We start from the raw sequence: 14,145 nt of genomic DNA, 5'->3' as shown, positions 1-14,145 counted from the left end.
AGGTTGTGGCACAGCAATATAGTGTTGAACAATTAAACTATGGCCGTAAAGTCCATGACTTTATGCGCTGGGATACGCTGGCCTTTACCCTTTCCGGGCTGCTGCTGATCGCGTCAGTGATTATCATGGGCGTGCGCGGGTTTAACTGGGGACTCGATTTTACCGGCGGTACGGTAATTGAAATTTCCCTGGAAAAACCGGCCGAGCTGGATACGCTGCGCGGCGCGCTGGAAAAATCAGGCTTTGTTGAACCGCAGGTGCAAAATTTCGGCAGCAGTCGTGACGTCATGGTCCGTCTGTCGCCGAATGCCGGCAATGCGGGGCAGGAGCTGGGGAATAAAGTGGTCTCGGTCATTAATCAGGCTGCCGGTCAAAACGCGACCGTTAAGCGCATTGAGTTTGTCGGCCCCAGCGTCGGCAGCGATTTGGCGCAGGCGGGCGGCATGGCGCTGTTGGTGGCGCTGATCTGTATCCTGGTTTACGTTGGCTTCCGTTTCGAGTGGCGTCTGGCACTTGGTGCGGTGCTGGCGCTGGCGCATGACGTGATCATTACGCTCGGTATCCTGTCGTTGTTTCATATTGAGATCGATTTAACCATCATCGCCTCGCTGATGTCGGTTATCGGTTACTCACTGAACGACAGTATTGTGGTTTCCGACCGTATCCGTGAGAACTTCCGTAAGATCCGTCGCGGAACGCCTTATGAAATCTTCAACGTATCCCTGACGCAGACGCTGAGCCGTACCATTATGACCTCGGCGACAACGCTGGTCGTGGTGTTGATGCTGTTTATTTTTGGCGGCGCGCTGCTGGAAGGTTTCTCGCTGACGATGCTGATCGGCGTTTCTATCGGTACGATTTCTTCTATCTACGTTGCTTCTGCGCTGGCGCTGAAGCTGGGCATGAAGCGTGAACATATGCTGCAGCAGAAGGTAGAGAAAGAAGGGGCTGACCAGCCTTCCATTCTGCCGTAAGGCAACGGTTGTAAGCTAAGCAAAGGCCGCGCCAGCGGCCTTCTTCACATCTGCAGAACGCGGTTTAATGGGGATTACTCAGCTATTCCGCCGGTCAGTTCAGCGGCTCAACATCATGGACCCGTACGTAGCCCAGCTGCTCCGGCGTTACGCCGCTCAGGCGAAGCGGAATCGGCTGTTCGGCTTTAGGCAGCAGGGTATTGCGTACCTCAATCGTTTGCGACAGCGCACCGGCGCTCAGCGGTTTGCCGGTGACGCCATCCAGCTCACCCCATTCGACCTGCATCCTCAGGCTTTGCAAAGGACGATCGTCCGCCGACCGCAGCGTAAGCAGGGCACGCGTGCCGCTCGCCTCTGGCTCAATGCGCGTCAGCGTGAGCATCAGCGGTCCGGCCAGGCTTTTTAGCTCAACGCGCGTATTGGCTGCCGCCAGCAGCCATGCGCCCTGGCTGGAGTGGCTGTTTAACTGATTTTGCTGTTCCAGCGCGTCGGCCTGGCGGGTGAGCTGATTTACCTGCTGATTAAGCTGATTGATTTCCCCATGCAGCGCCTGATTTTTTGCCGGGGAGGGTGCGGCGCAGCCGTTAAGCAGCATCGCGGTCAGTAACGGCAGCAGAAAAAGCCTCTTTTTCATCTTCGCTCTCCTTTTAACGCTTTTACTAACAAGCTTAGGTGAAAGCGCGCGGGAGAGTGAAAAAGCGCGCGGGGCGTACAGAAAAATGCGCAGCCCGCCCGCCGAGGCTTTGGTTGTCAGGGGCTTCGGGGTACACTAAGGTTTAATTTCGTGAAGAATCAGGATATGTCATGCATTGCCCATTCTGTTCCGCCGTGGATACCAAAGTGATTGATTCCCGTCTGGTTGGCGAAGGTGCTTCCGTGCGCCGCCGCCGTCAATGCCTGGACTGTCATGAGCGCTTTACCACTTTTGAAGTGGCGGAACTGGTGATGCCGCGCGTAATTAAAAGCAACGATGTTCGCGAGCCGTTCAATGAGGATAAGCTGCGCAGCGGCATGGTTAAAGCGCTGGAAAAGCGCCCGGTCAGCTCTGATGCCGTTGAAAATGCCATTAGCCATATCAAAACCCAGCTGCGCGCTACCGGCGAACGTGAAATCCCCAGCAAAATGATTGGCAACCTGGTGATGGATGAGCTGAAAAAGCTCGATAAGGTGGCCTATATCCGTTTCGCTTCCGTCTATCGCAGCTTTGAAGATATTCGTGAATTTGGCGAAGAGATCGCCCGTTTACAGGATTAAGCTATGCGCGATGAAGAGTATATGGCGCGCGCGCTGGAACTGGCGCGCCGCGGTCGTTTTACCACCACGCCGAATCCCAACGTCGGCTGCGTTATCGTACGCGATGGCGTTATCGTGGGCGAAGGCTGGCATCAGCGCGCCGGTGAGCCGCACGCGGAAGTACATGCGCTGCGCATGGCGGGCGATCGGGCAAAAGGCGCGACCGCCTACGTCACCTTAGAACCCTGTAGCCATTACGGTCGTACGCCGCCGTGCTGCGAGGCGCTGATTGCCGCTGGCGTAAGTCGGGTGGTTGCAGCGATGCAGGATCCCAATCCTGAAGTGGCCGGACGCGGGCTTTATCGCCTGCAGCAGGCGGGCATCGCCGTCAGTCATGGCGTCATGATGGCGGAAGCCGAAGCGCTGAACCGCGGTTTTTTAAAGCGGATGCGCACCGGCTTTCCGTTCGTTCAGTTAAAGCTGGGCGCGTCGCTGGATGGCCGCACGGCGATGGCCAGCGGCGAAAGCCAGTGGATAACCTCGCCTGAGGCGCGACGCGATGTGCAGCGCCTGCGCGCGCTAAGTTCAGCCATCCTCAGCAGCAGCGCGACCGTGCTGGCTGACGATCCGGCGCTGACGGTGCGCTGGGATGAGCTGGGCGCGGCCACGCAGGCCTGCTATCCCCAGGAAAATTTACGCCAGCCGGTGCGAGTGATTATTGACAGCCAGAACCGGGTGACGCCGCAGCATCGCTTGCTGCATCAGCCGGGCGAAAGCTGGCTGGCGCGCCTGCAGGTGGATGAGCAGCAGGCCTGGCCGCAGACGGTACAACAGCTGCGGGTTCCGGCGCGCGATAACCGGCTCGATCTGGTCTCGCTGATGATGCTGCTGGGTAAGCAGCAAATTAATCAGGTGTGGGTCGAAGCGGGCGCGCAGCTGGCCGGAGCGCTGCTGGCAGCGGGCGTGGTGGATGAACTGATCGTTTATCTTGCGCCTAAGCTACTGGGCGATAGCGCCCGTGGGCTGTGCGCCTTGCCGGGCCTGAGTCAGCTGCGTGACGCGCCGCTATTCAGCTTCAGTGATGTGCGTCAGGTTGGCCCGGATCTTCGCCTGACGCTCAGGCCGGTTTAACGCCCTGCGGAAAAGCGGAAGCAGAGTGCGAAAGAGTGTGGTAGAATCCGCCCCCCTGCGGGGCCAATAAGAACCCTGAAAGGAAAATTATGAAAATTATCGAAGCTGCTGTTGCTACGCCGGAAGCGAAAGTCGCAATTATCATTGCGCGTTTCAACAACTTCATCAATGACAGCCTGCTGGATGGTGCGATCGATGCGTTGAAGCGCATTGGTCAGGTGAAAGAAGAAAATATCACCGTTATCTGGGTGCCGGGCGCCTATGAATTACCTGTAACGGCACGCGCCGTTGCCAATGTCGGAAAACACGATGCGGTTATCGCCCTGGGCACCGTAATCCGTGGCGGCACTGCGCACTTCGAATATGTTGCCGGTGAGGCCAGCTCAGGCCTTGCCAGCGTCGCTATGAATAGCGAAATCCCGGTCGCCTTTGGCGTCCTGACCACTGAAAATATCGAGCAGGCTATTGAACGCGCTGGTACCAAAGCGGGCAATAAAGGTGCGGAAGCCGCACTGACCGCGCTCGAAATGATTAACGTATTGCAAGCCATTAAAGCCTGATTTTTGTAAGGGGATTTTTGTGAAACCTGCTGCTCGTCGCCGCGCCCGTGAGTGTGCTGTCCAGGCGCTTTACTCCTGGCAGTTGTCCAATAATGACATTGCTGATATTGAATATCAGTTTCTCGCGGAACAGGATGTCAAAGATGTCGACATCAACTATTTCCGCGAGCTGCTGGCTGGCGTTGCGACCAACAGCGCATACCTTGACGGTTTGATGAAGCCTTACCTGTCGCGTCAGCTGGAAGAGCTGGGCCAGGTGGAAAAAGCCATTCTGCGCGTTTCTCTGTATGAACTGAGCAAGCGTAGCGATGTGCCTTATAAAGTGGCTATCAACGAAGGTATTGAGCTGGCGAAAGTGTTCGGCGCTGAAGACAGCCATAAATTTGTTAACGGCGTGCTGGATAAAGCCGCTCCGCAAATCCGCCCCAACAAAAAATAAGCCATCGAGGCCGGATTCTTTCCGGCCTTTTCTATTCAGGTTCAGCGGAATTTCATTATGTCATGTGGCGAATTTGAACTGATCGCGCGTTATTTTAACCGCGTGACGAGCTCACGTCGCGATGTGGAAAAGGGCATTGGCGACGACTGCGCGTTACTGAACGTGCCGGAAAAGCAGACCCTGGCCATCAGTACCGATACGCTGGTGGAAGGCATCCACTTTCTGCGCGATATTCATCCTGCCGATCTCGGTTATAAGGCGCTGGCGGTCAATCTGAGCGATCTCGCCGCGATGGGCGCCGATCCTGCCTGGCTGACGCTGGCGCTGACGCTGCCGAACGTTGATGAAGCCTGGCTGAAAGCGTTCAGCGACAGCCTGTTTGAACTGCTGGATTATTACGATATGCAGCTGATCGGCGGCGATACCACGCGCGGGCCGCGCAGCCTGACGCTGGGTATTCACGGCCTGGTGCCGGTCGGCCGGGCTTTACGCCGCAGCGGCGCGCGTCCGGGCGACTGGATTTACGTTACCGGCTCGCTGGGAGACAGCGCCGCGGGCCTGGCGCTGTTGCAGCATCGGGTACGCATTACCGATCCCGCAGTCCACGAGGCGTTGATTAAGCGCCATTTGCGTCCAATGCCGCGTATTTTACAGGGCCAGGCGCTGCGTAATCTTGCCAGTGCGGCCATTGATATTTCTGATGGTCTGGTTTCCGATTTGGGTCATATCCTGAAGGCCAGCGAGTGCGGCGCACGGGTGAATATCGACGCTCTGCCGTTATCTTCCGTGCTGCGCGCTCATTTCGAACCGGAACAGGCGCTGCGCTGGGCATTAAGCGGCGGCGAGGATTACGAGCTCTGCTTTACCGTGCCGGAGATCAACCGTGGCGCGCTGGATGTGGCGCTGGGTAAGCTGGGCGTGCCCTATACCTGTATCGGCCAGCTGGCACCGGAATCAGAAGGGCTGGTTTTGCTGCAGGACGGCAAGCCAACCACGTTTAATCTGAAAGGATTCGACCATTTTGACGCGCGATAAAGATCTGGCGAAAAGCCGCCTGCGTCTGAGCAATCCGTGGCATCTGCTGGCTACCGGTTTCGGCAGCGGCCTTTTCCCGTGGGTGCCGGGCACGATGGGATCGCTGGCATCGCTGCCTTTCTGGTGGCTGATGACCTTTTTGCCGCAGGATATTTATTCGCTGCTGGTGATGTTCGGCATCTGCATCGGCGTTTATCTCTGTCACCGTACCGCTAAAGATATGGGCGTTCATGACCACGGCAGTATCGTCTGGGATGAATTTATCGGTATGTGGATTACGCTGATGGCGATCCCGGCCAATAGCTGGCAATGGGTGCTGGCCGGTTTTGTTATTTTCCGCGTGCTGGATATGTGGAAACCCTGGCCGATCCGCTGGTTCGATCGCAACGTGCACGGCGGGATGGGGATTATGGTCGATGATGTTATTGCCGGGATTATCTCCGCCGCGCTGCTGTGGTTTACCGGGCAGCACTGGCCGCTGTGATAAGTCAACGTCTGCGGCGAAAGGTTTCGCCGCAGGGCCGATTACTGAAAGCCGACCACCGGATGCGGCTGATATACCGTTTCCAGCTCCGCAACCTCTGCTGGCGTCAGGGTAAGCTCTACCGCCTTAACCAAATCCGCCAGCTGCTCAGCGCGTGAAGAGCCGATAATCGGCGCGGTTACCGCTGGTTTAGTTAACTGCCACGCCAGCGCGATCTGCGCCCGGCTGACCCCTTTCTCTGCGGCCAGACTTTCTACCCGTCGGGCTATCGCCGCGTCATTCTCTTCGTTGCTGGCATACAGCGTTTTGCCAAACTCATCCGATACCGATCGCGCCGTGCTTTCTCCCCAGAGACGCGAAAGGCGACCACGCGCCAGCGGGCTCCAGGTCAGAACGGCAATATTTTCCGCCAGGCACAGCGGATGCATTTCACGTTCCTCTTCTCGTTGGATCAAATTGTACTGATCCTGCATGCTGACAAAGCGCGTCCAGCCGTGTAAGTCGGCCGTATACAGCGCTTTGGCAAATTGCCATGCGTACATGGATGATGCGCCGATATAACGCGCCTTGCCCGCCTGCACCACATCGTGCAGCGCCTCCAGCGTCTCTTCCAGCGGGGTCTCATAATCCCAGCGGTGGATCTGCAGCAAATCGACATAGTCCATGCCAAGGCGCGTCAGGCTGTCGTCAATGGATTGCATAATATTCTTACGTGACAGCCCGCGCGGGAGATTACTCATCTGGTTATAAACTTTAGTCGCGACCACAACCTCATCGCGGCGTGCATAGTCGCGCAGCGCTCGCCCGACAATTTCTTCGCTGCTGCCGTCGGAATAGCTGTTGGCGGTATCGAAAAAATTAATTCCCGCCTCCAGCGCCTGCTTAATCAAGGGACGGCTGCTTGCTTCAGGCAGGGTCCAGGCATGCGTGCCGCGATCGGGCTCGCCAAATGTCATGCAGCCAAGGCACAGGCGGGAAACCTGCAGATCGGTGCTGCCCAGTTGAATAGTTTTCATAAAAGCTCCAGCGGCCAGGGAAACGATTTAACAGCGGATTATTCCAAGCGTAGCAGGTAAACGGCGTTTCACGGAGCGACCCGTTACTGTGCCAGCCAGCCGGCGATCTGCTGCTGAATGCCTTCTGCATTAAGCTGATAGTCGTGGCGGATTTCATCCTGCGTGCCCTGCGGAATAAACTCATCCGGCAGGCCGATATTTAATACCGGAACCGCAACACGCTTCGCCATCAGCAGTTCATTAACGCCGCTGCCGGCACCGCCTTTGATCGCACCTTCCTCCAGCGTAACCAGCGATTCATGGCTGGCCGCCAGCTCCAGTACCAGCGCTTCATCCAACGGTTTCACGAAACGCATATCCGCCAGCGTGGCGTTCAGCGCTTCGGCTGCCGCCTGCGCTTCCGGCAGCAGAGTACCGAAGTTGAGAATAGCCAGCTTTTCGCCGCGGCGTTTGACCACGCCTTTCCCCAGCGGCAGCGATGCCAGCGGCTGCATGGGCGCGCCGGTACCGGTGCCGCGCGGATAACGCACCGCGCTTGGCCCGGCCTGATAATGATAGCCGGTATAGAGCATCTGACGGCATTCGTTCTCATCGCTGGGTGTCATGATGACCATGCCAGGAATAGTACGCAGAAAAGCCAGATCGAAAGCGCCCTGATGCGTTTGTCCATCCGCGCCGACGATGCCGCCGCGATCGATAGCGAACAGCACCGGCAGCTGCTGAATCGCAACGTCATGAATCAGCTGATCGTAAGCGCGCTGCAGGAAGGTGGAATAGATCGCCACCACCGGCTTATAGCCGCCGATAGCCAGCCCGGCGGCAAAGGTAACCGCATGCTGCTCGGCAATCGCCACGTCGAAATACTGGCGCGGATACTGACGCGAAAAGCCCACCATACCGGACCCTTCACGCATCGCTGGCGTAATCGCCATCAGCTTATCGTCGTCTGCCGCGGTCTCGCACAGCCAGTCGCCGAAAATCGTGGAGTAAGTAGGGAGCCCGCCCGAACTTTTGGGCAGCGCGCCGCTGGCCGGATCGAATTTAGGCACGGCGTGCCAGGCGATAGGGTCGTTCTCCGCCGGCGCATAGCCTTTGCCTTTTTTAGTCATGATATGCAGGAACTGCGGACCTTTCAGATCGCGCATATTACTGAGCGTCTGCACCAGCGTCAGCACATCGTGGCCATCTACCGGGCCGATATAGTTGAAGCCCAGCTCCTCAAACAGCGTTCCCGGCACTACCATGCCTTTCAGATGTTCTTCGGTACGTCTGACCAGCTCTTTAATCGGCGGCAGGCCGGTCAGCACCTTTTTGCCGCCTTCGCGCAGGCGCGCATAGGTTTTACCGGAGAGGATTTGCGCCAGGCGATTGTTGAGCGCGCCGACGTTTTCTGAGATCGACATTTCGTTATCGTTCAGAATGACCAGCAGGTCCGCTTTAATATCGCCCGCGTGGTTCATCGCTTCAAAGGCCATCCCGGCGGTAATCGCGCCGTCGCCGATAATACAGGCGGTACGTCGGCCCAGATCCTCTTTGCCTGCGGCCACCGCCATACCAAGACCGGCGCTGATCGAGGTGGAGGAGTGGCCAACGTTCAGCACGTCATATTCGCTTTCCGCCCGCCAGGGAAAAGGATGCAGGCCATTTTTTTGACGGATCGTGCCGATGCGGTCGCGGCGTCCGGTCAGAATTTTATGCGGGTAGGCCTGATGGCCGACGTCCCACACCAGATGATCGAACGGCGTGTTATAGACGTAGTGAAGCGCGACGGTCAGCTCAACCACCCCGAGGCCCGAAGCAAAATGGCCGCTGGAGCGACTTACGCTATCCAACAGGTACTGACGTAGCTCATCGCACAGTGTCGGCAGCTTCTCTTTCGGCAGTTTACGCAGTTCTTGCACGGTATCGGCAAGCGCCAGCGTCGGGTATTTTGCAGTATCAAAACTCATCAGAGACTCATTGTGGAAGTTATTTATCGCGTTCGATTATGAAGCCTGCCAGCGCATGTAAGGCGGAGGTGTCCAGAGAAAGTGCGGCCAACTGATCCAGCGCGCCGAGCGCTTCCTGATACAGGTCCTGCGCTTTCTGGCGGGCATCGTCCAGTCCCATCAGGGCCGGGTAGGTGCTTTTGCCAAGCTGCTGATCGGCTCCCTGCTGTTTTCCCGTTACCGCGGTATCGCCCACTACATCCAGAATGTCATCCTGAACCTGAAAGGCGAGCCCGATCGCATTGGCATAACGATCGAGAAGCGGCAGAGCTGCGCGCCCACGTTCGCCTGCGCTCAATGCGCCAAGACGCACGGCGGCACGCATCAGCGCACCGGTTTTATGACGATGAATTTTTTCCAGCGCCGCTAAGTCGATCCGCTGGCCTTCCGCCGCCAGATCCAACGCCTGTCCGCCGCACATGCCGGCCACGCCGCTGGCCTGCGCCAGCTCAGAAATCATGGCGATGCGGTCCTGCGGCTGAACGCCGTGCATCGGCGCATCGGCAAGAATGGAAAAGGCCAGCGTTTGCAGCGCATCGCCCGCCAGAATGGCGGTGTCCTCGCCAAATTTAATATGGCAGGTTGGCTGTCCACGGCGCAGGCTATCGTCATCCATGGCGGGAAGATCGTCATGAATCAGCGAGTAGGCGTGGATGCATTCAACGGCGGCGGCGGGCGCGTCCAGGCTGTCAGCGTCGGCCTGCAGCATATCGCCGACGACATATACCAAAAATGGACGCAGCCGTTTACCGCCTAATAATGCCCCATATTGCATGGCATTAACCAGAGGAGAACTCTGAAAGGGCAGGGGAGCGATAAAGCGCGACAGCGCAAGGTTCACCCGCTGATGATAGTGGGCAAGCAATTCAGCAAAATCCATTATTCAGCATCCGGCGTAAAAGGCGTCAGGGCAGCATCTTTATCATCGTTAAGCAGGATTTGGACGCGCTGTTCCGCCTGCTGCAGGGTTTTCTGCCCAACTTTTGCCAGCTGTACGCCGCGCTCAAACTCATTCAGCGCCTCTTCCAGCGGCAGATCGCCGCTTTCCAGACGGGTAACTATCTGTTCCAACTGCTGCAGGGAAGTTTCAAAACTGATGGGCTGTTCGGCTTTTTTTGGCATAGTGATTATTGGCTCACAGGTTTTTTATCTATAGCAAGCGGACATGGTAGCCGACTCGAAATGATTAGCAAAATAATGATAGAGCATGACGGTAAAACAGGCAGCTCAAAGACAAAAGTGATATACTGCCGCGCCTCGGAAGCAAAGGACGCAGGTTACTTTGCAATTCATTGATTTTATCAGTTAAGTGCCGCTGTTTTTAGCATTTAATTATCTCAGAGCTGTGCTGCCATGAAGTTTATCATTAAATTATTTCCCGAAATCACCATCAAGAGTCAGTCGGTGCGCTTGCGCTTTATCAAAATCCTTACGAGTAACATTCGTAACGTGTTGAAGGATCTTGATGAAACCCTGGCGGTGGTACGTCACTGGGATCATATTGAAGTGCGCTCCAAAAATGAGAGCCTGCGTGCAATGTATGTTGATGAGCTAACGCGGATCCCTGGTATCCATCATGTGCTGGCGGTCGAGGATCGGACCTGGACCGATATGCATGATATTTTCGAGCAGACGTTAGCCGTTAACCATGAGCGCCTGGAAGGGAAAACCTTCTGCGTACGCGTTAAGCGTCGTGGACAGCATCCGTTTAGCTCGCAGGACGTAGAGCGTTACGTCGGCGGCGGGCTGAATCAGCATATCGCCAGCGCGCAGGTAAAACTTTCGCATCCGCAGGTAACGGTCAATCTGGAGATTGAAAACGATCGCCTGCTGCTGGTTACCGGACGCTATGAAGGCCTGGGCGGTTTCCCTATCGGTACGCAGGAAGATGTGCTGTCGCTGATTTCAGGCGGCTTCGATTCCGGCGTTTCCAGCTATATGCTGTTGCGTCGCGGCTGTCGCGTACATTATTGCTTCTTTAACCTTGGCGGCGCAGCGCATGAAATTGGCGTTCGTCAGGTCGCGCACTATTTGTGGCATCGTTTTGGTCGCTCGCATCGCGTGCGCTTTGTGGCTATCAACTTCGAGCCGGTCGTGGCAGAGATTCTGGAAAAAGTGGATGACGGTCAGATGGGCGTGGTGCTGAAGCGCATGATGGTGCGTGCTGCTTCCCAAATCGCCGAGCGCTACGGCGTTCAGGCGCTGGTGACCGGTGAAGCGCTGGGCCAGGTATCCAGCCAGACGCTAACCAACCTGCGCCTGATTGATAACGCCTCCGATACGCTGATTCTGCGTCCGCTGATTTCGCATGATAAAGAACATATTATCAATCTTGCGCGACAGCTCGGCACGGAAGATTTTGCCCGTACCATGCCGGAATATTGCGGGGTGATCTCGAAAAGCCCGACGGTAAAAGCGGTGAAGAGCAAGATCGAAGCGGAAGAGGGTAATTTCGATTTCGCCGTGCTGGATCGGGTGGTGCAGGAAGCGACGAATGTGGATATTCGTACCATCGCGGAACAGGCTGAAGAGGAGGTCGCTGAAGTTGAAACCGTCGCCTCTTTCTCCGCTAACGATGCGCTGCTGGATATCCGCTCGCTGGACGAGCAGGAGTCTAAACCGTTGAAGGTGGAAGGGATTGAGATAACATCGCTGCCGTTTTTCAAACTTGCCACGCAGTTTGGCGATCTCGACCAGAGCAAAACCTGGCTGCTGTATTGCGATCGCGGCGTGATGAGCCGTTTGCAGGCGCTCTATCTCTGTGAGCAGGGATTTAAAAACGTTAAGGTCTATCGTCCTTAATCGTGTAAACAGGCCAGCCGCCCGGCTGGCCTGTTAAAGCTTAAAACGGGTCGCGGTAATCGTAAATGCCCGCTGCCAGCACCAGCTGTTCTCCGACTTCTCGCGCTTTCTCTTTTCCCACCAGCAGATCGATAAGCTTCAGCGCAAAATCTATCGCCGTGCCCGGTCCCTGACTGGTCAGTAAATTAACCCTGGGATCCCAAACCACCCGTTTTTCTACCCATTTTTCCGCCGGAATGGTCTCTTTTAGTCCGGGAAAACCGGTCATATTTCCCAGCGGAAACAGATCGTGCGGCACCAGCACCGTACCGGCCGCTGCGCAAATAGCGGCAACAAGGCGTCCGGAAAGATGAAACTGCCGCACCGTTTCCACCAGCAGCGGGCTATCGCGAAAGGCTTCCGCGCCTTTCAGCCCGCCCGGCAGCACGATAGCTGCAAAGTCATTGTCCGCAACCTCGACCAGTGGCGTATCCGCCAGCAGCCGGACGCCGCGCGAACAAACAATTTCGCGGTTGCCGTCGCCGTTAACGCTGGCGGTGGTGACGCTAATCCCGCCGCGTACCAGCAGATCGATAGTGGTTACGGCTTCGGTTTCTTCAGTGCCATGTGCCAGGCAGACCAGCACCGATACGTTCGCGTTCATAATCTTGTTCCTTACGCTTAATCAGTTCATACAGCCGGGCATTTTCCGGTACGGCGATCCCCTGCGCCCGCGCCCGCTGCAGCAGATAGCCGGTAATATATTCAATCTCAGTGCGGCGCTGGGAACGAATATCCTGCAGCATCGACGAGACGTTTAGTGCTGTGCTGGCGATCACGGTATAAATATATTCCTGCAGCTGATCCGCGCTGGTATGCAGACCTTCCCGCGTCATCACCGCCGCAACCTCTTCACACAGCAGGGTAATTTGCTCCGGCCAGGCGATCAGCTCGCCGTTTAAGCAGCCATGTAGCGCGCTGAGGGGATTGATAACACAGTTAACGGCCAGTTTTTGCCAGCAGGCGGATAAAACATTGGTATGCCAGGCGACGTCCGGCAGCGCCTGATGCAGCGTCACTGCCAGCTCACTTAACGCCGCGCTGTCGGCTGAGCCCGGCCCGATATGCGTAATGCCGCCGGCAACGTGCAGGATTACCGTGCCGTCCTGTTTTGCCGCATGGGTGGTTACCCCGCGCAATAACGGCTGCGTTAAACCTTTCAGCTCTTCCAGCGTGCCCATACCGTTATGCAGCAGCAGAATCGGGCAATCAGGCGGCAGCAGGCTTTGCAGGTTTTTGACCGCGCCGGAAACCTGCCAGGCTTTGACCGTGACCAGCAGCAGATCGCACTGGCTGAGAAACAGCGGATCGTTGGCAATAAAGGTTTTATTCACCACCGATCCGTCCGTATTAATAACGTTAACCGAACACCAGGGTTGTGGAACGCGGAGCCAACCCTGTACTTCATGTCCCTGCCGATCGAGCGCCGCCAGCCAGAGCTGGCCGAGCGCGCCGCAGCCGAGTACCGTAATTTTCATGCGTCCTCCCGCAGGCGCGTTTTCAGAGCCTTACCGGCGAGTTAATTGAGTATAGCTATGCCTAAGGGCTATTTTCCTTGCCATGCACAAGCAGGTATTATGCCTGTCACTTTCGAGTCTGGAGAAAAAATTATGCCATCTTTCGATATCGTTTCAGAAATCGACATGCAGGAAGTAAGAAACGCCGTAGAAAACGCCAACCGCGAGCTGTCAACCCGCTTCGATTTTCGTAACGTCAGCGCCAGCATTGAACTGAATGAAAAAGCGCAGACGATTAAAATCACCACCGAGTCCGATTTCCAGGTTAAACAGCTGGTAGATATTTTGCGTGAAAAGCTGCTTAAGCGCGGTATTGAAGGCGCAGCGCTGGAAGTTCCGGAGCAGATCGAGCATAGCGGAAAGAGCTGGAGCCTGGATGCGAAGCTGAAGCAGGGCATTGAGACCGATATGGCGAAGAAGATCGTTAAGCTTATCAAGGACAGCAAGATTAAAGTTCAGGCGCAAATTCAGGGGGAAGAAGTGCGCGTTAACGGTAAGTCTCGCGACGATCTGCAAGGCGCTATTGCGCTGGTGCGCGGCGGCAATCTGGGGCAGCCGTTCCAGTTCAAAAACTTCCGCGATTGATTTATTCGATAGCGGCGTATCGGTAAGCAAGGCCGCTAAATACGGCCTGTAAACATCACCGACGTTTGCGGCGCAGGGAGGCCGGGAAATTGATCTGTTCGATTACGCCATATCGGTAAGCAAGACCGCTAAATACGGCCCGCAAACATCACCGGCGTTGAGGCGCAGGAAGGCCGGGCAGAAGAGTAAAGCGTCCCGCGGCAGGGACGCCGCGGGCCGAGCTGTCAGGGATGACGTTTTTTGCGTCTTTACGATCGGACCGGCCTTCCTGAGCGGGCACCATATCCGAATTCAAAGGCCGCGAACGGCCCGGTTTTGGTTGATGCGCAGCCTGGCGGCGAG

The 14,145-nt window shown here is 56.5% G+C and carries 16 protein-coding genes; 9 read left to right on the top strand and 7 right to left on the bottom strand.

Going from position 1 to position 14,145, the window contains the following annotated elements; genetic code table 11:
* The first annotated feature begins 5 nt into the window (after window positions 1-5).
* Window positions 6-974, top strand: a complete 969-nt coding sequence (gene secF / locus COO59_RS05740) for a protein translocase subunit SecF (RefSeq protein ID WP_103058858.1) — start codon at window positions 6-8, stop codon at window positions 972-974.
* Between the two features lie 94 nt (window positions 975-1,068).
* Here secF and COO59_RS05735 read toward each other — a convergent pair whose 3' ends face one another.
* Complete coding sequence (locus COO59_RS05735; RefSeq protein ID WP_103058857.1) at window positions 1,069-1,608, bottom strand: DUF3251 domain-containing protein; 540 nt, start codon at window positions 1,606-1,608, stop codon at window positions 1,069-1,071.
* A gap of 170 nt (window positions 1,609-1,778) precedes the next feature.
* On the opposite strand from COO59_RS05735, the gene nrdR reads away from it, so the two are divergent.
* From nrdR to pgpA, 6 genes are all read left to right on the top strand, one after another.
* Window positions 1,779-2,228: a transcriptional regulator NrdR gene (gene nrdR, locus COO59_RS05730; protein ID WP_103058856.1), complete on the top strand. Its 450-nt coding sequence runs from the start codon at window positions 1,779-1,781 to the stop codon at window positions 2,226-2,228.
* 3 nt (window positions 2,229-2,231) lie between these two features.
* Window positions 2,232-3,338: a bifunctional diaminohydroxyphosphoribosylaminopyrimidine deaminase/5-amino-6-(5-phosphoribosylamino)uracil reductase RibD gene (gene ribD / locus COO59_RS05725; protein WP_103058855.1), complete on the top strand. Its 1,107-nt coding sequence runs from the start codon at window positions 2,232-2,234 to the stop codon at window positions 3,336-3,338.
* A gap of 89 nt (window positions 3,339-3,427) precedes the next feature.
* A complete protein-coding gene (gene ribH, locus COO59_RS05720) occupies window positions 3,428-3,898 on the top strand; it encodes a 6,7-dimethyl-8-ribityllumazine synthase (protein WP_103058854.1) in 471 nt (156 codons plus the stop codon).
* Window positions 3,899-3,917: 19 nt separating this feature from the next.
* Window positions 3,918-4,337, top strand: coding sequence for a transcription antitermination factor NusB (gene nusB, locus COO59_RS05715; protein WP_085067732.1), 420 nt, complete (start codon window positions 3,918-3,920; stop codon window positions 4,335-4,337).
* Between the two features lie 57 nt (window positions 4,338-4,394).
* Entirely contained in the window at window positions 4,395-5,372 is a 978-nt protein-coding gene (thiL, locus tag COO59_RS05710) for a thiamine-phosphate kinase (protein ID WP_103058853.1), read from the top strand.
* Window positions 5,356-5,856 (top strand): phosphatidylglycerophosphatase A, encoded by a 501-nt coding sequence (gene pgpA / locus COO59_RS05705; protein WP_103058852.1) that lies wholly within the window; start codon window positions 5,356-5,358, stop codon window positions 5,854-5,856. The genes thiL and pgpA overlap by 17 nt, the downstream gene beginning before the upstream one ends.
* A 41-nt stretch (window positions 5,857-5,897) precedes the next feature.
* On the opposite strand, the gene COO59_RS05700 is transcribed toward pgpA, so the two are convergent.
* The 4 genes from COO59_RS05700 to xseB form a co-directional block, all read right to left on the bottom strand.
* Complete coding sequence (locus COO59_RS05700) at window positions 5,898-6,872, bottom strand: aldo/keto reductase (RefSeq protein WP_103058851.1); 975 nt, start codon at window positions 6,870-6,872, stop codon at window positions 5,898-5,900.
* Between the two features lie 83 nt (window positions 6,873-6,955).
* The gene (gene dxs, locus COO59_RS05695) at window positions 6,956-8,821 is read right to left on the bottom strand and encodes a 1-deoxy-D-xylulose-5-phosphate synthase (RefSeq protein ID WP_103058850.1); all 1,866 of its coding nucleotides are present in this window, start codon (window positions 8,819-8,821) and stop codon (window positions 6,956-6,958) included.
* Window positions 8,822-8,840: 19 nt separating this feature from the next.
* The gene (ispA, locus tag COO59_RS05690; protein WP_103058849.1) at window positions 8,841-9,740 is read right to left on the bottom strand and encodes a (2E,6E)-farnesyl diphosphate synthase; all 900 of its coding nucleotides are present in this window, start codon (window positions 9,738-9,740) and stop codon (window positions 8,841-8,843) included.
* Window positions 9,740-9,982, bottom strand: coding sequence for an exodeoxyribonuclease VII small subunit (xseB, locus tag COO59_RS05685; RefSeq protein ID WP_085067726.1), 243 nt, complete (start codon window positions 9,980-9,982; stop codon window positions 9,740-9,742). Before xseB ends, ispA begins: the two co-directional genes overlap by 1 nt.
* A gap of 231 nt (window positions 9,983-10,213) precedes the next feature.
* On the opposite strand from xseB, the gene thiI reads away from it, so the two are divergent.
* Window positions 10,214-11,662 (top strand): tRNA uracil 4-sulfurtransferase ThiI, encoded by a 1,449-nt coding sequence (gene thiI, locus COO59_RS05680; RefSeq protein ID WP_103058848.1) that lies wholly within the window; start codon window positions 10,214-10,216, stop codon window positions 11,660-11,662.
* Window positions 11,663-11,702: 40 nt separating this feature from the next.
* On the opposite strand, the gene yajL is transcribed toward thiI, so the two are convergent.
* Both yajL and panE read right to left on the bottom strand, forming a co-directional pair.
* Window positions 11,703-12,305, bottom strand: a complete 603-nt coding sequence (gene yajL, locus COO59_RS05675) for a protein deglycase YajL (RefSeq protein WP_103058847.1) — start codon at window positions 12,303-12,305, stop codon at window positions 11,703-11,705.
* On the bottom strand, window positions 12,259-13,179 hold the full coding sequence (panE, locus tag COO59_RS05670) for a 2-dehydropantoate 2-reductase (protein WP_103058846.1): 921 nt from the start codon (window positions 13,177-13,179) through the stop codon (window positions 12,259-12,261). Before panE ends, yajL begins: the two co-directional genes overlap by 47 nt.
* Before the next feature lie 132 nt (window positions 13,180-13,311).
* Here panE and COO59_RS05665 point away from each other — a divergent pair, with 132 nt between their 5' ends.
* Window positions 13,312-13,803 carry a YajQ family cyclic di-GMP-binding protein gene (locus COO59_RS05665; RefSeq protein WP_103058845.1) on the top strand — a complete coding sequence of 164 codons (492 nt, stop codon included), beginning with the start codon at window positions 13,312-13,314 and terminating at the stop codon, window positions 13,801-13,803.
* Window positions 13,804-14,145: the final 342 nt, after the last annotated feature.

This window comes from Mixta theicola (genome assembly GCF_002895925.1).
GTDB lineage: Bacteria > Pseudomonadota > Gammaproteobacteria > Enterobacterales > Enterobacteriaceae > Mixta > Mixta theicola.
The sequence above is the reverse complement of the archived record's forward strand: the minus strand, read 5'-3'. Positions and strand labels throughout refer to the sequence as shown.